Source organism: Streptomyces sp. WMMC1477 (assembly GCF_027460245.1).
In the GTDB taxonomy this organism is placed as follows: domain Bacteria; phylum Actinomycetota; class Actinomycetes; order Streptomycetales; family Streptomycetaceae; genus Streptomyces.
Genome location: NZ_JAPZBD010000003.1, coordinates 3895701 through 3922490, shown reverse-complemented (window position 1 = coordinate 3922490; position 26790 = coordinate 3895701). Strand labels below are relative to the sequence as shown.

General features: G+C 73.1%; 23 protein-coding genes. 11 read left to right on the top strand and 12 right to left on the bottom strand.

What is annotated here, in order from left to right; genetic code table 11:
* Window positions 1–113: 113 nt before the first annotated feature.
* Complete coding sequence (locus O7609_RS17680; protein ID WP_269744374.1) at window positions 114–776, top strand: DUF6542 domain-containing protein; 663 nt, start codon at window positions 114–116, stop codon at window positions 774–776.
* 60 nt (window positions 777–836) lie between these two features.
* Here the strand turns inward: O7609_RS17680 and O7609_RS17675 are convergent, their stop codons facing one another.
* Window positions 837–1817: a 4-hydroxy-3-methylbut-2-enyl diphosphate reductase gene (locus tag O7609_RS17675; RefSeq protein WP_269736020.1), complete on the bottom strand. Its 981-nt coding sequence runs from the start codon at window positions 1815–1817 to the stop codon at window positions 837–839.
* 123 nt (window positions 1818–1940) lie between these two features.
* On the opposite strand from O7609_RS17675, the gene xseA reads away from it, so the two are divergent.
* From xseA to O7609_RS17660, 3 genes are all read left to right on the top strand, one after another.
* Entirely contained in the window at window positions 1941–3155 is a 1215-nt protein-coding gene (xseA, locus tag O7609_RS17670; protein ID WP_269743877.1) for an exodeoxyribonuclease VII large subunit, read from the top strand.
* A 60-nt stretch (window positions 3156–3215) separates the two neighbouring features.
* Window positions 3216–3518: an exodeoxyribonuclease VII small subunit gene (locus O7609_RS17665; RefSeq protein WP_269736022.1), complete on the top strand. Its 303-nt coding sequence runs from the start codon at window positions 3216–3218 to the stop codon at window positions 3516–3518.
* 102 nt (window positions 3519–3620) lie between these two features.
* Entirely contained in the window at window positions 3621–4214 is a 594-nt protein-coding gene (locus O7609_RS17660; protein ID WP_269736023.1) for a malonic semialdehyde reductase, read from the top strand.
* Window positions 4215–4319: 105 nt separating this feature from the next.
* Here the strand turns inward: O7609_RS17660 and O7609_RS17655 are convergent, their stop codons facing one another.
* On the bottom strand, window positions 4320–4889 hold the full coding sequence (locus tag O7609_RS17655; protein WP_269736024.1) for a DUF4245 domain-containing protein: 570 nt from the start codon (window positions 4887–4889) through the stop codon (window positions 4320–4322).
* 171 nt (window positions 4890–5060) lie between these two features.
* Here O7609_RS17655 and glpX point away from each other — a divergent pair, with 171 nt between their 5' ends.
* Window positions 5061–6092 (top strand): class II fructose-bisphosphatase, encoded by a 1032-nt coding sequence (glpX, locus tag O7609_RS17650; RefSeq protein WP_269736025.1) that lies wholly within the window; start codon window positions 5061–5063, stop codon window positions 6090–6092.
* A 39-nt stretch (window positions 6093–6131) separates the two neighbouring features.
* On the opposite strand, the gene O7609_RS17645 is transcribed toward glpX, so the two are convergent.
* Together O7609_RS17645 and O7609_RS17640 are read right to left on the bottom strand one after the other, a co-directional pair.
* Complete coding sequence (locus O7609_RS17645) at window positions 6132–6503, bottom strand: WhiB family transcriptional regulator (RefSeq protein WP_269736026.1); 372 nt, start codon at window positions 6501–6503, stop codon at window positions 6132–6134.
* 122 nt (window positions 6504–6625) lie between these two features.
* Window positions 6626–7360, bottom strand: coding sequence for a DUF1707 SHOCT-like domain-containing protein (locus tag O7609_RS17640; RefSeq protein WP_269736027.1), 735 nt, complete (start codon window positions 7358–7360; stop codon window positions 6626–6628).
* 239 nt (window positions 7361–7599) lie between these two features.
* Between O7609_RS17640 and O7609_RS17635 the strand changes: the two genes are divergently transcribed.
* The 4 genes from O7609_RS17635 (at window position 7600) to O7609_RS17620 (ending at window position 14241) form a co-directional block, all read left to right on the top strand.
* Window positions 7600–9294 carry a fumarate hydratase gene (locus O7609_RS17635; protein ID WP_269736028.1) on the top strand — a complete coding sequence of 565 codons (1695 nt, stop codon included), beginning with the start codon at window positions 7600–7602 and terminating at the stop codon, window positions 9292–9294.
* Window positions 9295–9450: 156 nt separating this feature from the next.
* Entirely contained in the window at window positions 9451–10836 is a 1386-nt protein-coding gene (locus tag O7609_RS17630; RefSeq protein WP_269736029.1) for a class II fumarate hydratase, read from the top strand.
* Window positions 10837–10910: 74 nt separating this feature from the next.
* The gene (fomD, locus tag O7609_RS17625) at window positions 10911–11627 is read left to right on the top strand and encodes a cytidylyl-2-hydroxypropylphosphonate hydrolase (RefSeq protein WP_269743876.1); all 717 of its coding nucleotides are present in this window, start codon (window positions 10911–10913) and stop codon (window positions 11625–11627) included.
* A gap of 532 nt (window positions 11628–12159) precedes the next feature.
* Window positions 12160–14241 (top strand): ATP-binding SpoIIE family protein phosphatase, encoded by a 2082-nt coding sequence (locus O7609_RS17620; protein WP_269736031.1) that lies wholly within the window; start codon window positions 12160–12162, stop codon window positions 14239–14241.
* A gap of 76 nt (window positions 14242–14317) precedes the next feature.
* Here the strand turns inward: O7609_RS17620 and O7609_RS17615 are convergent, their stop codons facing one another.
* Entirely contained in the window at window positions 14318–14854 is a 537-nt protein-coding gene (locus O7609_RS17615) for an alkyl hydroperoxide reductase (RefSeq protein ID WP_269736032.1), read from the bottom strand.
* Between the two features lie 36 nt (window positions 14855–14890).
* Window positions 14891–15445: a peroxiredoxin gene (locus tag O7609_RS17610; protein ID WP_269736033.1), complete on the bottom strand. Its 555-nt coding sequence runs from the start codon at window positions 15443–15445 to the stop codon at window positions 14891–14893.
* Between the two features lie 184 nt (window positions 15446–15629).
* On the opposite strand from O7609_RS17610, the gene O7609_RS17605 reads away from it, so the two are divergent.
* Window positions 15630–16592, top strand: coding sequence for a hydrogen peroxide-inducible genes activator (locus tag O7609_RS17605; protein ID WP_269743875.1), 963 nt, complete (start codon window positions 15630–15632; stop codon window positions 16590–16592).
* A gap of 97 nt (window positions 16593–16689) precedes the next feature.
* Here the strand turns inward: O7609_RS17605 and O7609_RS17600 are convergent, their stop codons facing one another.
* Genes O7609_RS17600 through O7609_RS17590 form a run of 3 tightly spaced genes read right to left on the bottom strand, consistent with a single transcriptional unit; the run spans window position 16690 to window position 20311 of the window.
* On the bottom strand, window positions 16690–19080 hold the full coding sequence (locus O7609_RS17600) for an FtsX-like permease family protein (protein WP_269743874.1): 2391 nt from the start codon (window positions 19078–19080) through the stop codon (window positions 16690–16692).
* Window positions 19077–19790 carry an ABC transporter ATP-binding protein gene (locus O7609_RS17595; protein WP_269736036.1) on the bottom strand — a complete coding sequence of 238 codons (714 nt, stop codon included), beginning with the start codon at window positions 19788–19790 and terminating at the stop codon, window positions 19077–19079. Before O7609_RS17595 ends, O7609_RS17600 begins: the two co-directional genes overlap by 4 nt.
* Window positions 19787–20311, bottom strand: a complete 525-nt coding sequence (locus tag O7609_RS17590; RefSeq protein ID WP_269736037.1) for a PadR family transcriptional regulator — start codon at window positions 20309–20311, stop codon at window positions 19787–19789. Before O7609_RS17590 ends, O7609_RS17595 begins: the two co-directional genes overlap by 4 nt.
* Before the next feature lie 270 nt (window positions 20312–20581).
* On the opposite strand from O7609_RS17590, the gene O7609_RS17585 reads away from it, so the two are divergent.
* Complete coding sequence (locus tag O7609_RS17585; RefSeq protein WP_269736038.1) at window positions 20582–22366, top strand: alpha/beta hydrolase; 1785 nt, start codon at window positions 20582–20584, stop codon at window positions 22364–22366.
* 51 nt (window positions 22367–22417) lie between these two features.
* On the opposite strand, the gene O7609_RS17580 is transcribed toward O7609_RS17585, so the two are convergent.
* From O7609_RS17580 to O7609_RS17570, 3 genes are all read right to left on the bottom strand, one after another.
* Window positions 22418–23854, bottom strand: a complete 1437-nt coding sequence (locus O7609_RS17580) for an AI-2E family transporter (RefSeq protein ID WP_269736039.1) — start codon at window positions 23852–23854, stop codon at window positions 22418–22420.
* A gap of 252 nt (window positions 23855–24106) precedes the next feature.
* Complete coding sequence (locus O7609_RS17575) at window positions 24107–24823, bottom strand: transglycosylase SLT domain-containing protein (RefSeq protein ID WP_269743873.1); 717 nt, start codon at window positions 24821–24823, stop codon at window positions 24107–24109.
* A gap of 498 nt (window positions 24824–25321) precedes the next feature.
* A complete protein-coding gene (locus tag O7609_RS17570; RefSeq protein ID WP_269736041.1) occupies window positions 25322–26653 on the bottom strand; it encodes a PhoH family protein in 1332 nt (443 codons plus the stop codon).
* Between the last annotated feature and the right edge of the window lie 137 nt (window positions 26654–26790).

Genomic DNA, 26790 nt, shown 5'->3' with positions numbered 1-26790 from the left:
CTCCCCTGGCGTAACGATGTCATGCCTGGGGGGGGGTCACGAGGGCGAGGGAGGCGGCGTGTCAGGGGGGTGGGCACGGGGTGGATGCGGCCTACGTTGGTCCCGTGGAGCAGATGAAGGGCGGGCGTGAGCGGGTTCCGGTGCCCCGGGGTGGCCGGGGCCGACGGCCGGTGCGTCCCCGGCGGCCGGTGCGGGCGCCGGTGCGGCGGGACCGGGAGGCGCGGCGGGAGGCGCGGCCCGGGGTGGTGCGACGGCCGCCCGCGGTCGTCGCGAAGCTGTCGGCGATGCGGCTGACGGCTCTGGGCAGCGGGCTGCTGACGATCACGGCCATGGTGGTGCTGGGCGGCCTCGTGCGGTGGCTGCTGGACGCGTCGACGACGGCGTACGGGTGCTGTTTCGTGCTGGTGGGACTGGCCTCGGCCCTGTGGGTGCGGCCCGCCGACGCGTTCACCGCACCGGTGGTGGCCCCCATCGCGTACGCGACCGGGCTGGTGCTGCTCACCGGCGGGGCGGAGGACGGCGGCTTCGGGGCGCGCGTGATGACGTTCGTGACGGCCCTGGCCGTGGAGGCGGGCTGGGTCTACGGCGGGACGCTGGCGACGGGAGCGGCGGCGGTGGTGCGGCGGGCGGTGCTGGCGGCGGCGCGGCGCGGCGCGGCCCGGGAGGCCGCGGCCGGGCGGCGGCCGGGGCCTTTGAGGGAGCCCGGGGCTCCGGCGCGGCCCGAGCCGGGCCCGGGCCGGGCGGGGCCGCCGCGGTCCCGGCGCCCCTCGGGCTGACGGCGGTCCCGCGCCGGGGGCGGCCCGGCGCGGGGGCGAGGTCCGGCGACGGGCGGTGGCTCAGTCGGAGACCTTCTGGGCGGCCTCGGCGCGCAGGTCGCGGCGCAGCTCCTTGGGCAGGGAGAACTCGATGTGCTCCCGCACCGGCTGGACGACCTCGACGTCGGCGAATCCGCGTTCGGCCAGCCAGTCGAGGACGCCCTCGACCAGGACGTCGGGCACGGAGGCGCCGGAGGAGAGGCCGACGGTGGTGACACCGTCCAGCCAGGACGCGTCGATCTCACCGGCGTTGTCGACGAGGTGGCCGGCCGCGGCGCCGTGGGCGAGGGCGGTCTCGACGAGGCGGACGGAGTTGGAGGAGTTCTTGGAGCCGACGACGAGGACGAGGTCGGACTCGGCGGCGACCTGCTTGATCGCGGTCTGCCGGTTCTGGGTGGCGTAGCAGATGTCGTCGCTGGGCGGGCTGATGAGCGCGGGGAACTTCTGCTGGAGCGCGTCGACGGTCTCCATGGTCTCGTCGACGGAGAGCGTGGTCTGGGAGAGCCACACCACCTTCTCCGGGTCCCTGACCTCGACGTTCTCGACGTCCTTGGGCCCGTCGACCAGGGTGATGTGCTCGGGTGCCTCGCCGGTGGTGCCGATGACCTCCTCGTGGCCCTCGTGGCCGATGAGGAGGATGTCGTAGTCGTCCTTGGCGAACCGGACGGCTTCCTTGTGCACCTTGGTGACCAGCGGGCAGGTGGCGTCGACGGTGGCGAGCTTGCCGCGCTCGGCCTCGCGGTGGACCTCGGGGGCCACGCCGTGGGCGGAGAAGATGACGATCTCGCCCGGCGGTACCTCGGAGGTCTCCTCGACGAAGATGGCGCCCTTCTTCTCGAGCGTCTTCACCACGTACTTGTTGTGGACGATCTCGTGTCGGACGTAGACGGGTGCGCCGTACTGCTTCAGGGCCTGCTCGACGGCGATGACGGCTCGGTCCACGCCCGCGCAGTACCCGCGGGGGGCGGCGAGGAGGACGCGGCGGGCGGTCTCAGCACTCATGCGCCCATCGTACGGGCGCACGCGTGGCCGGCTGAGGGCGCATGGGGGTGCGGAGCCGCCGGGCCCCGGCGCGGGTGTCGCCGGGCCCGGGGGTTGTCGGCGGCGGCCGGTAGGGTCGCGCGCATGGCTCTCAACACGTCGCCCGAGGCGCCCATCCCGGTGGCGCAGGTGTCGCGGATGATCGGCGGGTGGATCGACCGGCTGGGGGCGGTCTGGGTGGAGGGGCAGATCACCCAGCTCAGCCGCCGTCCGGGAGCCGGGGTGGTCTTCCTGACGCTGCGCGACCCCTCGCACGAGATGTCCCTGAGCGTGACGTGCTTCCGCCAGGTGTTCGACCGGGTGGCGGACGTCGTCGGCGAGGGCGCCCGGGTCGTCGTGCACGCGAAGCCGGAGTGGTACGCGCCGCGCGGGCAGCTCTCGCTGCGGGCGGCGGAGATCCGCCCGGTGGGGATGGGCGAGCTGCTGGTGCGGCTGGAACAGCTCAGGAAGGCGCTGACGGCGGAGGGCTTGTTCGCGGCCGGGCGCAAGAGGCCGCTGCCGTTCCTGCCCCGGGTGGTGGGGCTGGTGACGGGGCGGGCCTCGGCGGCGGAGCGAGACGTGCTGGAGACGGCGCGGCAGCGCTGGCCCGCGGTGCGGTTCGCGGTGCGCAACGTGGCCGTGCAGGGGGTCCACGCGGTGCCGCAGGTGATCTCGGCCGTCCGGGAGCTGGACGCGGCGCCGGAGGTGGAGGTGGTGATCGTCGCACGGGGCGGCGGCAGCGTGGAGGATCTGCTGCCGTTCTCGGACGAGCGGCTGGTGCGGGCGGTCGCGGAGTGCTCGACGCCGGTCGTCTCGGCGATCGGGCACGAGCCGGACACTCCGCTGCTGGACCTGGTGGCGGATCTGCGCTCGCGGACGCCGACGCACGCGGCGAAGGACGTCGTGCCGGACGTGGGCGAGGAGCACGAGCGCATAGAGCGCCTGCGGGAGCGGGCGCGGCGCTGCCTCGATGCGTATCTGGAGGCGCAGGAGCGCGGCCTGGCGGACTGCGTGAGCCGCCCGGTGCTGGCGCGTCCGCACCGGATGGTCGAGGAGCGGGCGGGCCGGGTGGAGGAGCTGCTGCTGCGCGGCCGCCGCACACTGGGCCACGTGCTGGACCGGGCGGGGGCCGAGCTGGAGCACACCCGCGCCCGGGTTGTGGCGCTGTCCCCGGCGGCGACGCTGCGGCGCGGGTACGCGGTGCTGCAGCGGGAGGACGGCGCGGTGGTACGGGACGCCGAGGAGGTCGCCGCAGGCGAGGCACTGCGGGCGCGGGTGGCCGAGGGCGAGTTCACGGTGACGGTCACGCCCGGGAGGTAGCGCCTCCGCGGGTGCCGGATGTGGTCTTCGGGTGTCGGAGTGCGCTCTTAGGCTGGGGGCATGGCGAACACGGAGACGGGCGCGGGCACCGGCGGGGACGCGGCGCTGGGCTACGAGCAGGCGCGGGACGAGCTGATCGACGTCGTGCGGCGGCTGGAGGCGGGCGGCGCCACGCTGGAGGAGTCGCTGGCCCTGTGGGAGCGCGGCGAGGAGCTGGCGGGCATCTGCCGGGGCTGGCTGGCGGGGGCGCGGGCCAGGCTGGACGCGGCACTGGCGGGGGACGCCGAGGAGGGGGCGGAGTCCGCCGGGGCGGGCGGCGGCCCCGGGAACGGGGAGGAGACCGCGAGCGAGGACCGCGAGTAGTCCGGGCGAGTAGTCCGGCGTGGTGGGGCACACGGAATAATCGTTGAATGTTCACCCTTATGCTCGGGAGAGTCCCGTACGACCCCGAACCCGAGGACGGACATGTCATTCGCTCTGGATGCCGCGGCCCAGGACCTGCTGTTCCGTGAGGCGCACACCGCGAACACCTTCACCGACGAGCCGGTGAGCGAGGAACAGATCGAGGCCGTCTACGACCTCGTGAAGCTGGCGCCGACGGCTTTCAACCAGTCCCCGCTGCGGATCACGCTCATACGCTCGGCCGAGGCCCGCGAGCGGCTCGTGCGCCGACTGGCCGAGGGGAACCAGGCCAAGACGCGCAGCGCGCCGCTGACGGCGATCCTCTCCGTCGACCTGGAGTTCCACGAGCGGCTGCCCGAGCTGTTCCCCGCCGTGCCGGGGCTCAAGGACGCCGTCTTCGCCGAGCGTGCGGCACGGGAGCAGGCGGGCACGCTGAACGCCACGCTCCAGGCCGGCTACTTCATCCTCGGCGTCCGCGCGGCCGGGCTCGCCGCGGGCCCGATGACCGGGTTCGACGCCGCGGGCGTCGACAAGGAGTTCTTCGGCGACGGCAGGCAGAAGGCGCTCATGGTCGTCAACATCGGGCGCCCCGGCCCGGACGCCTACCGGCCGCGCGCTCCCCGGCTGTCCGCGCGGGACGCCGTCACCACGCTCTGACGTCCGCGCCGAGACGTCCACCACCTCGGACGCCTCGGTTCCGCCTCCGGGACTCCGGACCCGCCGGGCTCGCCGGGATGCCCCGGCGGGCTTGGCCCGGGGTGACTACTCCGGCGAGCCCGAGGGCGCCGGCTCCGGCTCGTGGGGCTCCAGCGCGGCGGCCAGCTCCGCCAGCCGCGCGAAGTCCGCCGTCCCCGTGACGACGGTGGTGAACTCACCCTCGCGCAGCACCAGGGCGTCGTACTTGTCGCCCTCGTAGCGCGCCCACTCCTCGCCCTCCACCTCGGTCGTGGCACCGGTGTCGACCGCCTCGTGGGTGACCTTGGCCACGAAGAGGCGCGGATCGCCGTCGCTCTGCTCGACGGCCGCGTACTCGACGTCGGCGTCGTGGAAGCCCAGGTGCCACACGGCGCCGTAGTCGCTGTTCCGGTCGAAGCTCACCGAGGTGGCCCGCCAGCCCTCGTCCAGCCCCACCGGGGCGAGCACGGGGTAGGAGGCCGTCCGCCCGGCCGTGATCAACTCGGCCCGGTAGCTGCGGAGCGGCTTCACCGGGTCCTGCTGCTCGTCGTGCGGGACGAACAGGTACAGGAACCAGGCTCCCAGGCCGATCAGGGCCATCGAGAGCACCATGTCCTTGACGGTCTTCAAGCCACGCGTTGCTGCCACGCCCTCCATCGTCCCCCATGGGCGCCGATGCCCGGACCCGGGGCCCCGCTGCACGGTGCGCCGCTCATACGTGGGGCCCTCTGCTCATCCTGGCGCTCTCCGGATAAGGTCGTACGTACCCTCACCCGTCTTGACTGCCTGCGGCTCCTCCCGGCCGACCAGGTGGAAAGGTGCGTTCCGATGCCGGAAAACCATCTCCCGTCCCCGCTCGAGGTGAGCCCTGAGGCGCCTGACCGCAACCTGGCCCTGGAGCTCGTCCGGGTCACCGAGGCCGGGGCGATGGCCTCGGGCCGCTGGGTGGGCCGCGGTGACAAGAACGGCGCGGACGGTGCGGCCGTGAAGGCCATGCGCACCCTGGTGTCGACGGTATCGATGAACGGCGTCGTGGTCATCGGCGAGGGGGAGAAGGACGAGGCCCCGATGCTGTTCAACGGGGAGCGCGTCGGCGACGGCACCGGCCCCGAGTGCGACGTCGCCGTCGACCCGGTGGACGGCACCACGCTGACGGCGAAGGGCATGGCCAACGCGGTGTCGGTGCTCGCCGTCGCCGAGCGGGGCGCGATGTTCGACCCGTCCGCGGTGTTCTACATGGACAAGCTGGCCACCGGCCCCGAGGCCGCCGAGTACGTGGACATCAACGCCCCGGCCTCGGTGAACGTGCGGCGGGTCGCCAAGGCCAAGGGCTGTGCGCCCGAGGACGTCACCGTCGTCATCCTGGACCGGCCGCGGCACGAGGGCATCGTCAAGGAGGTGCGGGAGGCCGGGGCCCGCATCAAGTTCATCTCGGACGGCGACGTGGCCGGCGCCATCATGGCCGTGCGGGAGGGCACCGGCGTCGACCTGCTGCTGGGCATCGGCGGCACACCGGAGGGCATCATCGCGGCCTGTGCGATCAAGTGCCTGGGCGGCACGATCCAGGGCAAGCTGTGGCCGAAGGACGACACCGAGCGGCAGCGGGCGCTGGACGCGGGCCACGACCTCGACCGCGTCCTGCACACGGACGACCTGGTGAACGGCGAGAACGTCTTCTTCGTGGCCACCGGCATCACCGACGGCGACCTGCTGCGCGGCGTGCGCTACCGGGCGGAGACGGCCTACACCCAGTCCCTGGTGATGCGGTCGAAGTCCGGCACGATCCGGCAGATCGACTCCACACACCGGCTGGCCAAGCTGCGCGCGTACAGCGCGATCGACTTCGACCGCGCGATCTGACCGCTCCGGGCCTCCCCCGCTCCGGCGCGCCCTCGCCGCTCAGGCGATGCGGCGGACCTGGGCGGGGACGGCGTCGGGCTGCCCGGCGGCATCCCGGCGGCGCCGCCGGGCGAGGACGACCCGGCGCTCGGCCGCCGTCAGCCCGCCCCATACGCCGTAGGGCTCGGGCTGGACCAGGGCGTGCTCGCGGCATTCGACGAGGACCGGACAGCGTGCGCACACGGACTTGGCCGCCTGCTCGCGAGCCAGCCGCTCGGCCGTCGGCTCCTTCGACGGGGCGAAGAAGAGCCCGGCCTCGTCTCTGCGGCAGACCGCCTCCGAGTGCCACGGGCCGGCTTGCTCGCGTTCCGGTCCGCGACCTTGCTGGGGGAGGACGGCTGCCTGCGGAGACTGATGCTGCGTTCGCGGCACTGTCTACTCCTGACGACGGCGATGGGAGCACCCTGATCAGCCCTCTGGCGCACGGGAGTTCACTGGGAGCCGTGCGAGAGGCGATGCCCGGACCTCTACCCGCTGTGCGCGCGCTTATGCGCTCAGTCGCCACTCGAGCGCAAGTCGCGTATGCGTCGGCCCCGCTTCGCGGCCGCCTGGACCGCTCCGCACACGGCGAGCCCGCGCACGACGACCACCGGCGCCCGGGGGTCCTCCGCCACGAGGGGCTCGATCTCGAAGGCACCCATGACGCCCGAACCGGCGTCCCGCACGGTGATGTTCTCCGGGACGGTGATCTCCACGCTGCCGAAGAGGGCGAACGCCGCCACGACGACCTCCTGGCGCTCGAAGACCGCCTCCGTCAGGTCGAGCTCCACGCTGCCGAAGACGGCGTAGGCGTGCAGGCCGCGGCCGACCCGCCAGCGCCCCCGGCGCACGACGGCGCTGAAGACGGCGACCAGCGCGCGGCCGAGCGCGCTGTGCGGCGGGCCCGGAAGGCCGCGTGCCCAGCGCGTGACGTGCGGCACGTGCGGCATGTGCGACGGGGGCACTGGGCGCGCCGGATACGACACGTGTGCCGCATGCGGGCGCCCGGCGGGCAGATCCGCGAGCAGGCGCCGGAGTGCCTCCCGGGTGCGGGCCTCGTACGCCTCCCCCACCCGCTCCGCGTGCTCCTCGGCGGTGATCCGCCCCTCGGCCAGGGCCTCCCCGAGAAGGGCCGCGGTGCGGTCCCGCTCGGCGTCCGAGGCACGGACCGGGGATTCGGGTGCGGGCCGGGCCGGGGCGGCGGGCGCGGCCCCCGCCGTGGCCCGCTTGCTGAGCGCTGCGTCGTCCACATCCCGCAGCGTAACGAGTATCGCGATAGATCGCGAGAGCCCGATCGGGTGATGGCTCGTGATCCCGGCTGCTGGCCCCGGGCGGCTGGTCCCAGGCCGCTGACCCCCGGCCCCGGGGCCCGGGGCCCGGGGCCTGAGCCCAACCTCACAGGATCGGAGCGCCCCGCGCGTTCTACCCTGTGAGACGCGCTTGCCGAAGCCGTCGAGTCGCCGCGTCGTCGAGAGAGGAACCCGTCCACATGGCTCCCCGTCCCCGTCCGGAGACCGAAGAGTTCTCCTACACGGACCTCCTGCCCACGGGTGAGGACCCCACCGAGTACCGCCTGGTCACCACGGAGGGGGTCTCGACCTTCGAGGCGGGCGGCCGCACCTTCCTGAAGGTCGAGCCGGAGACGCTGCGCACGCTCGCGGCCGAGGCCATGAAGGACATCGCGCACTTCCTGCGCGCCGATCACCTGGCCCAGCTCCGGAAGATCCTCGACGACCCCGAGGCCAGCCCGAACGACCGCTTCGTCGCGCTGGACCTGCTGAAGAACGCGAACATCGCGGCGGCGGGCGTGCTGCCGATGTGCCAGGACACCGGCACCGCGATCGTCATGGGCAAGCGCGGGCAGAACGTGCTCACCGAGGGCGACGACGAGCGGGCGCTGTCCGGCGGCGTCTTCGACGCCTACGACCAGCTCAACCTGCGCTACTCCCAGATGGCCCCGCTGACCATGTGGGACGAGAAGAACACCGGCACCAACCTGCCCGCGCAGATCGAGCTGTACGCGACCGACGGCGATGCGTACAAGTTCCTGTTCATGGCCAAGGGCGGCGGCAGCGCCAACAAGTCCTTCCTCTACCAGGAGACGAAGGCGGTGCTCAACGAGGGCGCGATGATGCGCTTCCTGGAGGAGAAGATCCGCTCGCTCGGCACGGCCGCCTGCCCGCCCTACCACCTGGCGGTCGTCGTGGGCGGCACGAGCGCCGAGTACGCGCTGAAGACGGCCAAGTACGCCTCCGCGCACTACCTGGACGAGCTGCCCACCGAGGGCTCCCCCGCGGGCCACGGCTTCCGCGACGTGGAGCTGGAGAAGAAGGTCTTCGAGCTGACCCGCGAGATCGGCATCGGGGCGCAGTTCGGCGGCAAGTACTTCTGCCACGACGTGCGCGTGGTGCGGCTGCCCCGGCACGGCGCGTCCTGCCCGGTGGCGATCGCCGTCTCCTGCTCCGCCGACCGGCAGGCCAAGGCCAAGATCACTGCCGAGGGCGTCTTCCTGGAGAAGCTGGAGCGGGACCCGGCGCGCTTCCTGCCGGAGACGACGGGCGAGGAGCTGGCCGGCGCCGGGTCCGCTGACGACGACGTCGTCCGCATCGACCTCAACCGGCCCATGGACGAGATCCGCGCGGAGCTGACCAGGCACCCGGTCAAGACACGGCTGTCGCTGACGGGTCCGCTGGTCGTCGCGCGCGACATCGCGCACGCCAGGATCAAGGAGCGGCTGGACGCGGGCGAGGAGATGCCCCGGTACCTGCGCGACCACGCCGTGTACTACGCGGGCCCGGCCAAGACACCCGAGGGCTACGCGTCCGGCTCCTTCGGCCCGACGACGGCCGGGCGCATGGACGCCTACGTCGAGCAGTTCCAGGCGGCCGGCGGCTCGTTCGTCATGCTGGCCAAGGGCAACCGCAGCAAGCAGGTCACCGACGCCTGCGCCGCGCACGGCGGTTTCTACCTGGGCTCCATCGGCGGCCCGGCGGCCCGGCTGGCCCAGGACTGCATCAAGAAGGTGGAGGTCCTGGAGTACGAGGAGCTGGGCATGGAGGCGGTCTGGAAGATCGAGGTCGAGGACTTCCCGGCGTTCGTCGTCGTGGACGACAAGGGCAACGACTTCTTCACCGACCCCGGCCCCTCCCAGCCGTTCGTCACGTCCATCCCCGTCCGGAACTGATCCGCCGCCGCCTGTCGGAGGGTTCGTCTCCTCCGGCAGGCGGCCGGAACGCGTCGCGCGGTGGCCGGTGGCGTCCCTCCCGCCGGTGGTCCGAAGCCCACCACCGGGGTGGCCGGAAGCGCGCCCAGCGCGCGATCGGCGGCATACGCTCGGCCCATGAACGACTACCGCATCGAGCACGACTCCATGGGCGAGGTCAAGGTACCGGCCCACGCCAAGTGGCGCGCCCAGACCCAGCGCGCGGTGGAGAACTTCCCCGTCTCGGGTCAGCGGCTGGAACGGGCGCACATCCAGGCGCTGGCACGGATCAAGGCCGCCGCGGCAACGGTCAACGCCGAGCTCGGCGTCGTCGACAAGGAGATGGCGGCGGCGATCGTCGCGGCCGCGGGCGAGGTCGCCGACGGCCGCTGGGACGACCACTTCCCCGTGGACGTCTTCCAGACGGGCTCGGGCACCTCGTCGAACATGAACATGAACGAGGTTCTGGCCACCCTCGCCGGGGAGCGGCTCGGCGCACCGGTGCACCCCAACGACGATGTGAACGCCAGCCAGTCGTCCAACGACGTCTTCCCCTCCTCCATCCACGTCGCCGCGACGGCCGCCGTCACCGAGGACCTGATCCCCGCCCTCGAGCACCTGGCGGACGCGCTGGAGCGCAAGGCCGCGGAGTTCGCCTCCGTGGTGAAGTCGGGGCGCACACACCTCATGGACGCGACCCCGGTGACACTGGGCCAGGAGTTCGCCGGATACGCGGCACAGATGCGGCACGGGGTGGAGCGGCTGCACGCCTCGCTGCCCCGCCTCGCCGAACTGCCCCTCGGCGGGACGGCGGTGGGCACCGGCATCAACACGCCTCCGGGCTTCTCGGCGGCCGTCATCGCCGAGGTGGCCCGGATGACCGGGCTGCCCCTCACCGAGGCGCGGGACCACTTCGAAGCGCAGGGCGCGCGGGACGGCCTGGTGGAGACCTCGGGGCAGCTCCGCACGGTCGCGGTGGGCCTGACGAAGATCGCCAACGACCTGCGCTGGATGGCCTCGGGCCCGCGGACCGGGCTGGCCGAGATCAACCTGCCCGACCTCCAGCCGGGCTCCTCGATCATGCCGGGCAAGGTGAACCCGGTGATCCCCGAGGCGGTGCTGATGGTGGCCGCGCAGGTGGTGGGCAACGACGTCACGGTGACGACCGCGGGCGCCTCGGGGGCCTTCGAGCTGAACGTCATGCTGCCGGTGCTGGCGCGCAACGTCCTGGAGTCCGTGCGGCTGCTGGCGGGCGCGAGCCGGCTGCTGGCGGACCGGACGGTGGACGGCATCACCGCCAACGTCGAACGGGCCCGGGAGTACGCGGAGTCCTCGCCCTCCGTCGTCACCCCGCTGAACCGGTACCTGGGCTACGAGGAGGCCGCGAAGGTGGCGAAGCGGGCGCTGGCCGAGCGCGTCACCATCCGGCAGGCGGTGCTGGACGGCGGCTACGTGGAGCGCGGGCTGCTGACGGTGGAGCAGTTGGACGCGGCGCTGGACGTGCTGCGCATGACGCGGCCCTGAGGGACGCTCCAGGGGTGCTCGCGGCCGGGGCCACGGTCCCGGCCGCGCTGCGACCGTACGGGTACCATCCGTGAATGACAGCGGACACGGAGCGAACGGCGCAGGGAGAGACCGGTCGGAACCCGGACGGCCACTGGAACCCGGGGCAGCAGATCCTGTGGCGGTACCGGGCGAACGGCGAGGACTACCCGCACATCTGCCGTCCGGTGACCGTCGTCCAGGACACGCCGGAGCTGCTGGCGGTCTGGATGGCGCCCGGCACTCCGTGCGTCAAGCCGCAGCTCGCCGACGGCACGCCGGTGCACCGGGAGCCGCTGGCGACGCGGTACACCAAGCCGCGCACCGTCACGCGCTGCCGCTGGTTCGGGGCGGGCGTGCTCAAGCTGGCCCGGCCCGGGGACCCGTGGTCCGTGTGGCTGTTCTGGGAGCCGGGCTGGCGGTTCAAGAACTGGTACGTGAACCTGGAGGAGCCGCGTCACCGCTGGTCCCACGGGGTGGACTCGGAGGACCACTTCCTGGACATCGAGGTGCACCCCAACCGCAGCTGGCGCTGGCGGGACGAGGACGAGTTCGCCCAGGCGCAGCGGGCCGGGCTCATGGACGCCGCCCAGGCCGAGCGGGTGCGCGCGGCCGGCCGGGCGGCGGCGGACGCGGTACGCGCCTGGGGCCCGCCGTTCACCGACGGCTGGGAGCACTGGCGGCCGGACCCGTCCTGGCCGGTTCCCCACCTGCCGCACGACTGGGACCGCCCGGCGCACGGCGGAGAGCGCACGGCGCGCCACCGACCGTAGGCGCCGGGGGCGCGCGATCCCGCGCGGGCGGCGGGCGGTCCCGCGCGTGGCCGCGCCCCGGCGCCGTGGCGCGGGTCCGGCGTTGTTCACCCACATGTCTCATGACGTCGGTGTGAACCGAGCCCCGACCGCGTGACGTCCCCGACTCCGGGACCCCTTGATACGCTCCGGGCTCGCAACCGTAGGATCTTCCTCCGGACGCACCGCAGAGCATCACGCACCGCAGCAACTCCCCTGTGCTCGGAATGACTTGGTGGGCACCCTCGAGAGGAGCCAACGCACGTGAGCAGTATCGGACCGGCGCCCGGCAGACTCGTCCGGGCCCGCCCCCGGTACCGGAGGCCGATCTTCCGCTTCCGTTCCCCGGCCGCATGATCCGGGTATCGGGGTAACGGAGAAACGGGGTGACCGGTTCGCCGTCGACGTCGTCGACGCACCCGGCGCACCGAACACCGGCCCGCCGAGAGAACCGAGCAGCACAGCCGAAATCAGCCTCACCCGGCCGCCAGCCGGGCGGTGTCCCCCAGGACGGATGGAAACCCGACGCGTGACGGAGCACCCGACCACCCCCCGCCGGTCGCAGGCCGGATCGCCCACGCACCGGCCCGCCGAGTCGGCGATCCCGCACGCGCGGGCCACCGCCGACACGGCGGGCGAGGACAGCCCCGTGCGCGAGCCCGCGCATCCCTCACCGGAGACGCCCGTGGAGACCGCCGCGGGAGGGGTCACCGGGTCGGCTCCCGTGCCCGTCCCCGCCCCGACGGGCCCCGGGGACGCCGCCGTCGAGGCCGAGGACAGCGAGCACGCCCGGCGCGGCGGCGACCGGCTGCGCTTCGTCGGCGCGGCGACGCGCCGTATCGCCCGCGGCATGGACCTGGACGAGACGGTGCTCGGCCTGTGCCGGGCTTCGGTGCCCGCCTTCGCCGACGCCATCCTGGTGTACCTGCGCGACCCGCTGCCCGTCGGCGAGGAGCGGCCCGTCGGCCCGGTCCGGCTCCGGCTGCGGCGCACCGACCGGCTGCCGGACTACGCCGACCGCCCGGGCGCCCCGGCCGCCGTCCCGGCCGACGACCGCACCGCCGTCGAAAGCCACGGCGCTGCCGAGGGCCAGGGCGCCGGGGAGGACCGCGCCGCGGAGGCCCCCGGCCCCGGAGAGGCTCTGCCGCTGCTGGCCGGGCTGGTGGAGCAGCCGGCCGCCGGGGCGGCGGAGGTCACGGAGGTCCGCGCGGGCGGGGCCCTGGCCGAGGTGCTGCGCGGCGTACGCCCGCTGTTCGGCGACTCCCCGGCCGCCGGGGCCGCCCTCCAGGAACTGCTGGGCCGCGAACGGGACCTGCCCTCGGGCGACCGGGCCGTGCTCGCCCCGCTGCGCGGACGCCGCCGGGTGATCGGGGCGGCCGTCTTCCTGCGCCGCCCGGAGCGCGCCGCGTTCGAGGGCGACGACCTGCTCGTCGCCGCGCAGCTCGCCACCCACACCGCCCTGGGCGTGGACAAGGCCGTGCTCTACGGGCGGGAGGCCTACATCGCCGACGAGCTCCAGCGCACGATGCTGCCCGACCGGCTGCCGCAGCCGACCGGCGTCCAGCTCGCCAGCCGCTACCTCCCGGCCGCCGAGTCGGCCCGGGTCGGCGGCGACTGGTACGACGCGATCCCGCTGCCCGGCAGCCGGGTCGCGCTCGTCGTCGGCGACGTCATGGGCCACTCCACGACGTCCGCCGCGATCATGGGCCAGCTCCGCACGACGGCGCAGACGCTGGCCCAGCTCGACCTGCCGCCGCAGGAGGTCCTGCACCACTTGGACGAACAGGCGCAGCGGCTGGGCGAGGACCGGATGGCGACGTGCATCTACGTCGTCTACGACCCGGTGGCACACCGCATGATCGTGGCCAACGCGGGCCATCCGCCGCCGGTGATGCTGCACCAGGACGGCCGGGCGGAGACGCTGCACATACCGCCCGGCGCCCCGATCGGCGTCGGCGGCGTGGACTTCCGCGCCGTCGAGCTGGACGCCCCGGCCGGGGCGACGCTGCTGCTCTACACCGACGGGCTGGTGGAGTCGCGGCACCGGGACGTGTGGTCGGGCATCGAGACGCTGCGGGAGAAGCTGGCCGAGACGGGCCGGCTCATCCGTCCGGGCAGCGCGGCGCCGCTGGAGCCGCTGTGTGACGAGGTCCTCGACATCGTCGGGCCCGGGGACCGGGACGACGACATCGCCCTGCTGGCCGCCCGCTTCGACGGCATCGCCCCGAGCGACGTCGCCCTGTGGGAGCTGGAGCCGCGCCCGGAGACGGCCGGGCAGGCCCGCAGGCTGGCCCGGCGGGCGCTGGAGGCCTGGGGCATGGAGGAGCTGACCGACTCGGTCGAGCTGCTGGTGAGCGAGGTCGTCACCAACGCCGTGCGCTACGCCGAGCGTCCGGTGACGCTGCGGCTGCTGCGCACCGACGCGCTGCGCTGCGAGGTGGGCGACGACGTGCCGGAGCTGCCGCGGCTGCGGCAGGCGCGGGCGACGGACGAGGGCGGGCGCGGGCTCTACCTGGTCAACCGCATCGCCCGGCGCTGGGGCGCGACCCGGCTGTCGACGGGCAAGCTCGTCTGGTTCGAGGTGCCGGTTCCCTGACCGCCACGCCCTGACGCACGGATGCCCCGGACCCTGTGGTCCGGGGCATCCGTGCGTCAGGGGCTCAGGGCGGGCCTCACGCCTGGGCGATGACCGCCTCGGCGTCGAGCGTCGCGCCGACGGCCTGGAGGACGGAGGCGATCTTGACGGCCTCCTGGACCGTCTCGCGGTCCACGTCCGCCTTCCGCAGCACCTGCTCGTGCGAGTCCAGGCACATGCCGCAGCCGTTGACGGCGGAGACCGCCAGCGACCACAGCTCGAAGTCGGCCTTGTCCACGCCGGGGTTGCCGATGACGTTCATCCGCAGACCGGCACGCAGGTTCCCGTACTCCGGGTCGGAGAGCAGGTGGCGCGTGCGGTAGAAGACGTTGTTCATCGCCATGACGGCCGCCGCGGCCTTGGCCGCCGTGTACGCCTCGGGCGAGAGGTTCTCCCGCGCCTCGGGCTCCAGTTCCGCCAGCACCTTCGGCGAACGGGAGGCGATGGCGCAGGCCAGCACCGTTCCCCACAGCCGCTGCTGGGGCAGGTCGGAGTTGCCGATGACCGAGCCGAGGTTCAGCTTCAGGTCCTTGGCGTAGTCGGGCAGCGCCGACTTCAGGTCGTTCAGTGCCATGTGCTCAGGGCCTCACTCAGTCGCCGTGGATCGCGGTCACTCGCCGGCCAGCAGCTTGCCGGCGTCGAGGGTGTCCTCGCCCTTGGTCCAGTTGCAGGGGCACAGCTCGTCGGTCTGCAAGGCGTCCAGCACCCGCAGGACCTCCTTCGGGTTACGGCCGACGGAGCCGGCGGTCACCATCGTGAACTGGATCTCGTTGTTCTGGTCCACGATGAAGACGGCGCGCTGGGCGAAGCCGTCCTCACCCTCGACGCCGCAGTCCCGCATCAGCTCGTGCTTGGAGTCCGCGAGCATCGGGAAGGGCAGGTCCCGCAGGTCCTCGTGGTCCCGGCGCCAGGCGTGGTGGACGAACTCGGAGTCGCCGGAGACGCCGAGGATCTGACAGTCACGGTCGGCGAACTCCTCGTTCAGCTTGCCGAAGGCCGCGATCTCGGTCGGACACACGAAGGTGAAGTCCTTGGGCCAGAAGAAGACGCACTTCCAGGAACCTTCGTAGGTCTTGTGGTCGATCTGCTGGAACTCCTTGCCCTTCTCCAGCGAGACACAAGCCGTCAGGTCGAACGTGGGGAACTGGTCACCGACAGTGAGCACAGACTCTCCTTGATGCGGGAGGACGCACCCCGGATCGCGGGGGTCCTCTTGAGGGTTGGACGGATCTCACACCCTGCCACAGGGCGTATTGATCGCGGAAATAGCTACACTCGGCGGCGTTGATCGGATCGGGCTATCAGTCGCCCGGTCACCCTCCCCGTCAACCCCTCAGCGAGCACGTCACATGAGCAAAGCCCGTCAGCCCAGTCTGTCCCAGCTCCGGGCGTTCACCGCCGTCGCGGAGCAGCTGCACTTCCGCGAGGCCGCGGCCGAGATCGGCATGAGCCAGCCCGCGCTGTCCGGCGCCGTCGCGGCGCTGGAGGAGACCCTCGGCGTCCAGCTCCTGGAGCGCACCACGCGCCGGGTGCTGCTCTCCCCCGCCGGAGAGCGGCTCGCCGTCCGCGCCCGCGCCGTGCTGGACGCCGTCGGGGCGCTGCTGGAGGAGGCCGAGGCCACCCGGACGCCGTTCACCGGGACGCTGCGACTCGGCGTCATCCCCACCTGCGCGCCGTATCTGCTGCCCACCGTGCTCGACCTCGTCCACGCGCGGTATCCCCGGCTGGACCTGCGCGTCCACGAGGAGCAGACGACCTCCCTGCTGGACGGCCTGGCCGCCGGGCGGCTGGACCTGCTGCTCCTCGCCGTCCCGCTGGGCGTGCCGGGCGTGCGGGAGCTGCCGCTGTTCGACGAGGACTTCGTCCTGGTCATGGAGCGCGGACACGAGCTCGCCGACGGCGCGGGCATCCCCCGCGAGCGGCTGCGCGACCTGCCGCTGCTGCTGCTCGACGAGGGCCACTGCCTGCGCGACCAGGCGCTGGAGGTGTGCCGCGAGGCGGGCCGCCCGCAGAGCCGGGCGACCGGGGGCGAGGTGACGACGACGGCCGCCGGGCTGTCCACGCTCGTGCAGCTCGTGGCGGGCGGGCTCGGGGTGACCCTGCTGCCGCGCACCGCCCTGCGGCTGGAGACGGCCCGCAACGAGCACCTGGCCACCGGGCACTTCGCCGACCCGGCCCCGGGGCGCCGCATCGCGCTGGCCATGCGGACGGGAACGGCCCGCGAGCAGGAGTTCACGGCGCTCGCCGACGCCTTGCGCGAGGCGATGCGGCCGCTGCCGGTCCGCCCGCTGGAGGTCTCGGCCGCCGCGTAGCCGCACCGCGCCGTGCGGGACTCGCCGGCCCCCTCCACCGGCGAGTCCCGCACGCTGCCCGGGGCGGGGGCGCGGCGCCCGCGCCCCCGCCCCGGCGTCACTCCGTGCGCAGCCCGTCCGGCCGCATGGCCCGCCACAGCACCGGCAGGCTGGCCAGCGTCACCAGCGCGACCATGACGAGCCCCGCGCCGACGAGCGGCAGGAAGGCCAGCCAGTCGGCGGCGGAGGCGTCCGCCATCCACAGGAGCGTCCGGCCGAGCGCCAGGCCGCCGGCCGAGGCCAGCAGCAGCCCGAGGACGACGGGGACGGCCGTCTGCCACAGCACGGACGCCCCGAGCGTGGCCCGCCGCGTCCCGAACGCCACCAGGACGGACAGCTGCCGCTTGCGCTCCCGCAGCTGCTCCATCGTCTGGACGACCATGGCGACGCCGATCATCAGCATGACCAGCACCGCGCCGACGAACAGCCCGGTCCGGATCAGCGCGAACTCCGGAGCGGTCTGCTCGTCCCGGGTGTCCCACACGAACGTCTGCGCCGTGGCGAGGCCCGCGGCGTTCCGCACGTGCTCGACGGCGTCCGCCGCACCGGGCTCCGGGTCGCTGATCACACTCAGCGCGGCCGAGTTCAGGCTGCCGACGTCCAGCGCCCCCGGGGTCGCGAGCACCTGCGGGTGCCCGGTCCACATCAGCGTCCCGCCGTCGACCGGGACGGGGCGGGCGTCGGCCGGTACCGCCCACCACAGCGGCTCCGGGCCGCCCTTGACGAAGGGGCCTCCCGCCTGGAGGTCCAGGCGGTCGCCGGGCCGGACCGCCGTGCGCCCGGCGGGCTCAGTTCCGGGATCGGGCTCCGCCTCGGTTCCCGCCGCGAGGAAGACGTCGCCGTCCGCGCAGCTCTCGGCCGCGGTGATCAGCCGCAGCGTGGCACAGTCCGCGACGGCCAGGGAGAGCGTCGGCCGCCAGCCCTGCTCGTCGGGCTCCGGCGCCCCCTCCTCCGTGACCTCCGCCTGCACGAAGCCGAACTGCGAGCGGATGCCCTCCATGCTCTCGAAGCGGCGCATCACCGCCGCGGCGTGGCCGGCGTCCCGCACCCCGACCGACGCCACGATCGACTCCCGTTCGCCGGGCTCCCCCGCGAAGGACGTGTACCGCTCCTCCAGCGGGCTGAACAGCATCTGGAGGGCCACGGCACCGGCGACGGCGACCGTGACGCCGCTGACCGCACGGGCGGCGGGGCCGCTGCTGAGCTGGAGCCTGCGGAGGGCGAGCTGCCAGGAGAGTGTCCCGCCCCCCGCGCGGGACACCAGCCACTCGACCACCCACGGCAGCAGCGCGGTGATGCCGAGGAGCACCAGCACGACGCCGGTGACGATCCCGACCTCGAAGCCGCCCGAGGAGCCCCGCACCTTGGGGCCGAACACCAGCAGCGCGAGGCCGCCGAGGACGAGGAGGGCGATGCGCCACCACAGCCGACGTCCGCTGTCCGAGCCCTCCCGGAAGACGCCGAGCGGCCCGATCGACACGCGGCGCAGCGCGAACAGCGTGACGAGGACGGCGCACACGGGCACGGCGAGCAGGATCACGGCCGTGAGCGCGCCGGAGGGCTGGATGTCGGACGGGAAGAGGCTGTGGCCGAGGATGGAGAACCGGTCGGCGTTGGCCCGGGCGAGAAGGAACGTTCCACCGCCCAGGAGCAGCCCGAGGACCGCGCCGAACAGGGCCTCCCCCGCGGCGATGCGCCGGGTCATGGCGATGTCCGAGCCGACGAGCCGCAGGGCGGCCAGCCGCCGGTCCCGGGCCTCGCCGCCCAGGCGGACGGCGGTGGCGATGAACATGGCCACCGGCAGGAGCAGCACGACGAGCACGACGAGGGCGAGGAGGACGAGCTCGGCGGGCAGTTCCTCCTCCGGGGCGGGCCGCTGCGGCCCGAAGGAGTCGACGCGGACGACCTGCCACGTCGCCTCGGGGTCCAGGAACATGTCGGCGCCTCGGTAGAAGGCGAGATCATCCGGGCCGGTCAGCCCCGCCTCACCGATCGTGCCGACGACGCGCGCGCCGTCGAACCGCTCCGCGAGCAGTTCCCCCTCCCCGCTCGCCAGCAGCTCCTTCAGCCCGGGCGAGACGACCATCTCACCGGGCCCCGGCAGCTCCCGCACCCCGGGCGGGCGGACGGCCTGCGAGGGCTCGCCGTCCGGCTGGACGAGCCGGCCGTACACGTTCAGCCCGCGGAACTCCGTGTCGACGCGCGCCACCTTCAGCGTGTCCGCGGCCTTCGGCACCGCGTGCTCACTTCCGGGGTGGGCGTGCTCCCTGGCGTCGGACCGGCCTTCGACCGCGGTGGCGACGTGGGGCACGCAGGCCGCGACGAGCAGGACGGTCACCCCGATGCCGACGCCCGTCGCCGTCAGCACCGCCCGGGCCCAGCCGGCCCGCCCGCCGGTCGCGGCGAACCGGACGCCCAGGGCGAGTTCGCGGAGCCAGCAGGCGATCACGCGGCTCCCGCCAGACCGGCCGAGCCCATGGGGTCCCTGGCCTGGCCGTCCCGGACGACGACCTCGCGGTCGGAGTAGGCCGCGACCCGGGACTCGTGGGTGACGAGGACGACCGCGGCGCCGGTGTCCCGGGCGGCCTCCGTCAGCAGCTCCATGACACGCTCGCCGTTGAGCGAGTCGAGCGCCCCGGTGGGCTCGTCGGCGAAGACGACCCGCGGGTCGCCGACCAGCGCCCGGGCGACGGCCACCCGCTGACCCTGGCCGCCGGAGATCTGGCCGGGCCGGTGGTGGCGGACGTCCTCCACCTCCAGGCGTTCCAGCCACGCGCGGGCCCGCGCCTCGGCCTGCCGGCGGCCGATGCCGGCCAGCCGCAGGGGCAGGGCCACGTTCTCCGTGCAGGTCAGCTCGGGCACGAGCTGGCCGAACTGGAAGATGAAGCCGAAGTCCCCGCGGCGCAGGGCGCTGCGCTCGGCGTCGGACAGAGCCGACAGCTCGCGTCCCCGGTAGTGCACCGTGCCCGCGTCCGGCACGACGATCCCGGCCAGGCAGTGCAGCAGCGTGGACTTGCCGGAGCCCGAGGGCCCCATGACGGCGACGACCTCGCCCGCGTGCACGCTGAAGCCCGCGCCGGAGAGCGCGGGGGTGGAGCCGTACGTCTTGTGCAGCCCTTCGGCCGTCAGAAGCGGCCCGCTGAGGCGTTCGCCGGTCATGACGTCACCTCCTGGGCGAGCCGGTCCAGGCGGGCGGCGGTGAGTTCGAGCCAGCGCAGGTCGGCTTCGAGGTGGAAGAGCGCGTGGTCGCAGATGAGCTGGTCGGCGAGGTCACCCTCGCGCTTGCGCCGGGTCAGCTCGCGCATGAGCCGCAGGTGCTCGGCCCGCTGGGTGTCCAGCAGGCCGGCGGCGTCGCGACCGGTCAGCAAGGCCAGGACCACCTTCGTGTAGAGCGTCGACTGCAGGTACGGCTCCGGCTTCTCCGGGTGCTCCAGCCAGTTCCCGACGTCGCTGACGCCCGCGTCGGTGATCGCGTAGCGCTTGCGCTCCGGTCCCTCGCCCGCCTCGACGGCGTCGACCTCGACCAGTCCGTTCTTCAGGAGCCGGGACATCGTGGCGTAGACCTGGCCGTAGTGCAGCGGCTTGTCGTGCCCGAAGCGCGCGTCGAAGGCGCGCTTCAGGTCGTAGCCGTGCCGGGGCCCCGCTTCCAGGAGCCCCAGGAGGGTGTGACTGATTGACATGGGACGGACTCTACATCAGGTGTATACATGCGATGTATACACCCCTGAACGACGCCTCCGGCCCGTGGGCACCCAGAAGGGCAAAACCGCGTGCCCGGCGACGACACGCGCGGCAGACTGGGAAACAGACCGACGGGACGATCACTGGGGTGGGGACCCGCAGGGGTGGCCCCCACTCACCCCTGATTCCGGTGGCACGTCCGTGGATCGCACCGGGCGATCACATAACGTGTCGCTTACCTCAGGGATTGACAGCCGGGAGAGACCTCGATGCTCGACACCGCGGGGGAGCGGGTACCTTTCCCTGGTCAGGACCGCCCAGAGCCGGCGTGGAAACGCGCGGGCCGGCACACGCTGGAGGCCGCGCGCAGACCGTACTGGGACCGGCACGACGAGGCGTGGCTGGTGCGCCGCTGGCCGGACCTGACGGCCACGACCGTGGCCACCCTGTTCTTCTGGCTGTCCCTGACCCCCTCGCTGGTGCCCCGCCCCTGGGCCCTCCAGGGGGTGATCGGCGGCATCACCGCGGCCATCGGCTACGGAATCGGCGCGCTGCTGAGCTGGATCGTGCCCGCCGTCGTGCGCTGGCGGCCGAGCGCGGAGGCGCAGCTGCGGGTACGGGCCCACGCCTGGCAGGCGTACTGGGTCCTCAGCCTCAGCCTCACGGTCCTCCTGCTGGGCGAGAGCGCCGACATGCAGCGGGAGCTGCGCAAGCTCCAGGAGCTGCCGCCCACCCTGACCTGGCACTCGATGATGATCGCCCTGCTGGCCGTGGCCCTGTGCTGGCTCCTGCTCCTGGTGGCCCGGCTCATCCGGCTCGGCACCCGCAAGCTCATCGACCTCCTGCTGCGCTTCGTGCCCCGGCCCGTCGCCGTCACCGCCGGGCTGCTCATCAGCGCCATGGTCGTGACGTTCGGCGCCAAGGACGTCGTCTTCGAGCGCGGCGTCGTGGACATCGCCTCGAACATCGCGGCCAACACGGACCGGAGCACCCACCAGGGCATCGTCCAGTCCGACTCGCCGTTCGTCTCCGGCAGCCCGCAGTCGCTGATCCGCTGGGAGGACCTGGGGTACCAGGGACGCAACTTCACCGGCAGCGTGCTCTCCCGACAGCAGATCAGCTCCTTCACCGAGCGCCCGTCGGTGGACCCGATCCGGGTGTACGTCGGCCGGGCGGCGGCCGACGGCTACACCGAGCAGACGACGCTGGCCATGGCCGAGTTGGAGCGCACGGGCGCGTTCGAGCGCGAGGTCCTGGCGATCGCCGGGACGACCGGGAGCGGCTGGATCGACGCCCGTACCGCCGAGCCGCTGGAGTACCTCTACAACGGCGACACCGCCATCGTCGCCATCCAGTACTCCTACCTGCCCAGCTGGGTGTCCTTCCTGGTGGACCGGGAGGAGGCCGGCCGGGCCACCCGCGAGCTCGTCACGGCCGTGCGGGAGCGGCTCGACGCCATGCCCGAGGCCGAGCGGCCCAAGTTCGTCGTCTTCGGCGAGTCCATGGGCGCGACGGCCGTCGAGGACTCCTTCGACGGCCTCGACGACCTGCTGGCCACGACCGACGGCGCGCTGCTGGTGGGCCCGCCCAACTACTCCCCCGTGTGGTCGGAGATCACCGGGAACCGGGACCCGGGGAGCCCGGTGTGGCGCCCGGAGTACGAGGACGGCCGGCATGTGCGGTTCGCCCAGTACCCGCAGCGCGACCTGCGGCGCCCGGAGGGCGCGTGGGCCTTCCCGCGCGTCGTCTACCTGCAGAACGCCTCGGACCCGATCGTGTGGTGGTCGCCCGACCTCGCCCTCCAGCCGCCGGAGTGGCTGGAGGAGCCGCTGGGCCCGGACGTCACCGAGGAGCTGAACTGGTTCCCGTTCGTCACCTTCTGGCAGACGGCCGTGGACATGAGCATGTCGTACGGCGTGGAGGCGCCGCACGGCCACCGCTACGGTACGAACGCCGTGGAGGGCTGGGCCGCCGTGCTCCCGCCCGAGGGCTGGACCGAAGCGGACACCCTGCGGCTCAAGGCCTTCGCCGAGGCCCACGAATCCCCGTACTGATCCGCGGGCGGGCGGGGGCCTCCCCGGAGGCCGCTCCCGCCCCGACGGAGGTCACTCGGAGCGGCGCTCGTCCTCGGAGCGGCGCCCGTCCTCCGGCCGCGCGCCCTCCGGCCCCAGCTCCGTCTCGGCCAGCTCGTGGACCGTCTCCTGACCGGGGTCCAGCGTGCCCATGGGCTGGAGCTCGCCCCGGACGCCCCCCGGCGGCACGGCCGACGACATGTCGGAGGCGGTCGAGCCGTACAGCCGGTGCGCCTCCGGATGTCGCTGCGCCGCGTACGAGCGCAGATAGCCGACGACCGTGTTGGTCACCGCCACCAGCGGCACCGAGAGGACGGCGCCGGGGATGCCCGCCAGCAGCGAACCGCTGGTCACGGTCAGCACGACGGCCAGCGGGTGCACCTGCACCATGCGGCCCAGGATGAACGGCTGGAGGACGTTGCCCTCGATCTGCTGCACCAGCAGGACGACGCCCAGGGCCAGCAGCGCCGTGACGAGCCCGTTGGTGACGAACGCGACGACCACCGCCAGCGCGCCCGAGACCACGGCGCCGACCAGCGGCACGAAGGCGAAGAGGAAGACGATGACCGCCAGCGGCACCGCCATCGGCACCCCGAGAATCCAGATGCCCACGCCGATGCCGATGGCGTCGATCATCGCGACGATGACCGTGCCGCGCACATAGCCGGTCAGGGTGACCCACGCCCGCGGACCGGCCCCCGCCACGCCCTCCCGGGCGCTCAGCGGCACGAACTTCAGGCACCACATCCACACCCGGCGGCCGTCGTAGAGGAGGAAGAGGCAGACGAAGGCGGCCAAAGCCGCGCCGCTGAAGAACTGGACCAGGAAGGACGCGCCCTCCAGCCCCGCGCTGGTGAGGTCCTGGCTGTGCTCGCCGATCCACTGATTGAGGTTGTCCACGAAGTCGTTGAGCTGTTCCTCGGTCACCTGGAAGGGACTGTCGAGGATGGCGTGCCGCAGCTCGTTGAGGCCGTCCTGCACCTGGCGGGTCAGGTCCTCCTGGTTCTCGATGACCTGCCAGACCACGAACCAGCCGATGAGCCCCATCACGGCGAAACCGCTGACGAAGGTCGCGGCCGTGGCCAGCCCGCGCCCCAGGCCGATGCGCCGCAGCCGGGCGACGGTGGGCTGGAGCAAGGCGGTGATGAGCAGCCCGGCGGAGAACGCGATGACCACCAGGCTGAGCGCGCCGACCACCTGGATCAGCACCCACACGACCCCGGCCAGGACGAGGATCCGCCAGCCCGCCTCGGACGCGACCCGGATACCCCACGGGATGACCGTCTCGGGCGCGGGCTGCCTGGGCGGCGCGGGCGGGGGCGGCGGCACATCCTCGACCGGTTCCGGCTGGACACGCCGGCCGCGCTCCCGGTCCCTGGCCTCGCGCTCCTGTTCGGCACGGTGGCGGTACTCCGCAACCCGCGAGGCGAACCGGGACGCTCCCGATCTCAGCCGCTCAAGTCCTGACATTGGTGTTTCCTTCGCCCCCGTACCCGGCCCGTCCTGTCCCACCGGGGGACGACGTTACCGGACCGAAAGGTTGCGTCCGGGCGGCAGCGCGGGCGGCGTCCCCTCCGACGCTCCCCGTGCCGGCCGTGCGGCGCCGGAAACGGGCGATGCCCTCCCCCACCGAAGAGGGGAAGGGCATCGCCGGATGTCGCTCGCCGTGCCGGAGCCGGGGCTGCCGTCTGACGGGGGCGTCCCGCCGGAACGGGGAGTTCCTCAGTACCAGTGGTTGGCCTGCCAGAACTCCCAGGCGCCACACGGGCTGCCGTAGCGCTCGTTCATGTAGTTCAGGCCCCACTTGATCTGCGTGGCGGGGTTGGTGCGCCAGTCCGCACCGGCCGAGGCCATCTTGTACCCGGGCAGCGCCTGCACCAGGCCGTAGGCGCCCGAGGACGGGTTCTGCGCCTGGTAGTTCCAGCCGCTCTCCCGCTCCACGATGCTGGAGAAGCACTGGTACTGGCCGCCGCCCACGATCTGCTGCGCCATCGCCTTGACCTCGGCGATCGTGTACGAGGACTGCTGCGGGAAGTCGGTCCGCTCGGTGCTGCGGCTGGCGGCCTGCCGGGCCTCCTCGCGCTCCTTCGCGGCCCGCTCGGCGGCCTCCTTGACCTTCCGCGCTTCCTCGGCGGCCTGCTTCTTGGCCTCGGCCTCCTTGGCGGCGGCCTTCCGCGCGCTCTCCGCCGCCGACTTCTTGGCGGCGTCGTTGGCGGCGTCCGTCTGCGCGTCCACCTGCTGCGTCAGGGAGGCGGTCTGCACCTGGGTGGTGCCGTCGACGGGGATGTCGGCGAGCAGCGTCGCGTCGGAGGCGGCGAGCTCGACCGGCTCCGCGCCGATCTGCTGGTTCCCGGAGGCCACACCGACGACGGCGCCGACGGTGGTGACCGCGGTGGCGGACGCCACGGCGAATCCCCGGACCGAAATCCGAGCAGTCACACAGTTTCCTTCCACAGTGACCGCGGTGGTGACCCCGCGGGCAGAATCGTGCCCCTGGCGCTGACCTCCGTCAGTACATGTTCGTACATGGCCACAGGAGGTACGGGCCCGGATGGGGTCTCCCTGCGGGAGCCCGCGTGGTACTTCGGGCGGCATACGGCGGTGATGTCTGTTGAGTTGTGTGGTGCGGCACCCCTGGAGGTGCGGTTGGCCGTATGCGGGGCCTGACAGGAAACACACCCTGCCGGAAGCGCGGCCCGGATGGCAATTCCGAGTGACGTGGCAAAGCTCACATCCCGTTTGCGCCAGGGGCTTTGTGGAAACGCGAGCGTAGCCGGGCGTGACCCGGCTACGCTGCTCCACCCTTTGACGGCGCGTCATCCCCCTTGCTCGCAAACACGCCTCTTCGCGCCGTTTATCTTCTCTGTCCGGAATGGCCCCGGCACGTCCGCATCCACTCCGCGGCCGTACCCGGGAGCACGGGCATCCGATACCAGGTCAGATGCGTCCTTCCTCCAGCATTTCGGTCACCAGCGCGGCGATCGGCGAACGCTCGGAACGTGTCAGGGTGATGTGGGCGAACAGCGGGTGCCCCTTCAGCTTCTCCACCACCGCGACCACGCCGTCGTGGCGCCCCACCCGGAGGTTGTCGCGCTGGGCGACATCGTGGGTCAGCACGACCCGCGAGTCCTGACCGATGCGGGAGAGCACCGTCAACAGCACGTTCCGCTCCAGCGACTGGGCCTCGTCCACGATCACGAACGCGTCGTGCAGCGAGCGCCCCCGGATGTGGGTGAGGGGCAGCACCTCCAGCATCCCGCGCGCGACGATCTCCTCGATCACCTCGCGCGTCGTCACCGCGGACAGCGTGTCGAAGACGGCCTGCGCCCAGGGGTTCATCTTCTCGTCGGCCGTGCCCGGGAGGTACCCCAGATCCTGGCCGCCGACCGCGTACAGCGGGCGGAACACCATCACCTTGCCGTGCTGCCGCCGTTCCAGCACCGCTTCCAGCCCCGCGCACAGCGCCAGCGCCGACTTGCCGGTCCCGGCCCGGCCGCCCATCGAGACGATCCCGACCTCGGGGTCGAGCAGCAGGTCGAGCGCGATGCGCTGCTCCGCCGAGCGGCCGTGGATGCCGAACGCCTCGCGGTCGCCGCGCACCAGGCGCACCCGGCCGTCCGGCGTGACCCGGCCGAGCGCCCTGCCCTTCTCCGACTGCAGCACCAGTCCCGTGTGCACGGGCAGGCCCGCCGCCTGCGGCACCGAGACGGTGTCCGCGCAGTCCGGGTCGAAGAGTTCGTCGATGGCCTGGCCGGGCAGCGTCAGCTCGCTCATGCCCGTCCAGCCCGAGTCGGTGATCGCCAGCTCGGCCCGGTACTCCTCGGCGAGCAGCCCGACCGAGGACGCCTTGATCCGCAGCGGCAGATCCTTGGAGACGACGGTGACGTCGAACCCCTCGGCCTGCAGGTTCCGGGCCACGGCCAGGATGCGCGAGTCGTTGTCCCCCAGCCGGAAGCCGGCGGGCAGCACCCCTGTGTCCGAGTGGTTCAGCTCCACCCGCAGGGTGCCGCCGAGTTCACCGATCGGGATGGGTGCGTCCAACCTCCCGTACCGCACCCGGTACCCGTCCAGCCGCCGGAGTGCCTCGCGGGCGAAATAGCCCAGCTCGGGGTGGTGGCGCTTGGCCTCCAGCTCCGTGACCACGACGACGGGCAGCACGACTTCGTGCTCGTCGAAGCGGGCCATGGCCCCGGGGTCGGCGAGCAGGACGCTGGTGTCGATGACATAGGTGCGCCGGTCGTTCTCGCGGCGCTTCTTGCTGGTCACCACGGATGGACGAACCCCCTCGGCAGAGGTTGGTGCGCGAGCCCGCCGGTTCGCGGGTCGCTGCGGAACGAGGCCGGGCCGCCCGCTGCCTGTGCGGGCCGGACACCGGCCCTCCGCGTCCCCGCACCCGCGGTGCGACG

Bases quoted from the DNA above. Each gene is read 5' to 3' on its own strand.
- O7609_RS17655 (WP_269736024.1), bottom strand. From the start codon at position 4,889: ATGGAGGGCGTGGCAGCAACGCGTGGCTTGAAGACCGTCAAGGACATG.
- O7609_RS17580 (WP_269736039.1), bottom strand. From the start codon at position 23,854: ATGTCAGGACTTGAGCGGCTGAGATCGGGAGCGTCCCGGTTCGCCTCG.
- O7609_RS17660 (WP_269736023.1), top strand. From the start codon at position 3,621: ATGTCATTCGCTCTGGATGCCGCGGCCCAGGACCTGCTGTTCCGTGAG.
- O7609_RS17635 (WP_269736028.1), top strand. From the start codon at position 7,600: ATGGCTCCCCGTCCCCGTCCGGAGACCGAAGAGTTCTCCTACACGGAC.
- glpX (WP_269736025.1), top strand. From the start codon at position 5,061: ATGCCGGAAAACCATCTCCCGTCCCCGCTCGAGGTGAGCCCTGAGGCG.
- fomD (WP_269743876.1), top strand. From the start codon at position 10,911: ATGACAGCGGACACGGAGCGAACGGCGCAGGGAGAGACCGGTCGGAAC.
- O7609_RS17605 (WP_269743875.1), top strand. From the start codon at position 15,630: ATGAGCAAAGCCCGTCAGCCCAGTCTGTCCCAGCTCCGGGCGTTCACC.
- xseA (WP_269743877.1), top strand. From the start codon at position 1,941: ATGGCTCTCAACACGTCGCCCGAGGCGCCCATCCCGGTGGCGCAGGTG.
- O7609_RS17620 (WP_269736031.1), top strand. From the start codon at position 12,160: ATGGAAACCCGACGCGTGACGGAGCACCCGACCACCCCCCGCCGGTCG.
- O7609_RS17680 (WP_269744374.1), top strand. From the start codon at position 114: ATGAAGGGCGGGCGTGAGCGGGTTCCGGTGCCCCGGGGTGGCCGGGGC.
- O7609_RS17595 (WP_269736036.1), bottom strand. From the start codon at position 19,790: ATGACCGGCGAACGCCTCAGCGGGCCGCTTCTGACGGCCGAAGGGCTG.
- O7609_RS17675 (WP_269736020.1), bottom strand. From the start codon at position 1,817: ATGAGTGCTGAGACCGCCCGCCGCGTCCTCCTCGCCGCCCCCCGCGGG.
- O7609_RS17585 (WP_269736038.1), top strand. From the start codon at position 20,582: ATGCTCGACACCGCGGGGGAGCGGGTACCTTTCCCTGGTCAGGACCGC.
- O7609_RS17630 (WP_269736029.1), top strand. From the start codon at position 9,451: ATGAACGACTACCGCATCGAGCACGACTCCATGGGCGAGGTCAAGGTA.
- O7609_RS17615 (WP_269736032.1), bottom strand. From the start codon at position 14,854: ATGGCACTGAACGACCTGAAGTCGGCGCTGCCCGACTACGCCAAGGAC.
- O7609_RS17665 (WP_269736022.1), top strand. From the start codon at position 3,216: ATGGCGAACACGGAGACGGGCGCGGGCACCGGCGGGGACGCGGCGCTG.
- O7609_RS17590 (WP_269736037.1), bottom strand. From the start codon at position 20,311: ATGTCAATCAGTCACACCCTCCTGGGGCTCCTGGAAGCGGGGCCCCGG.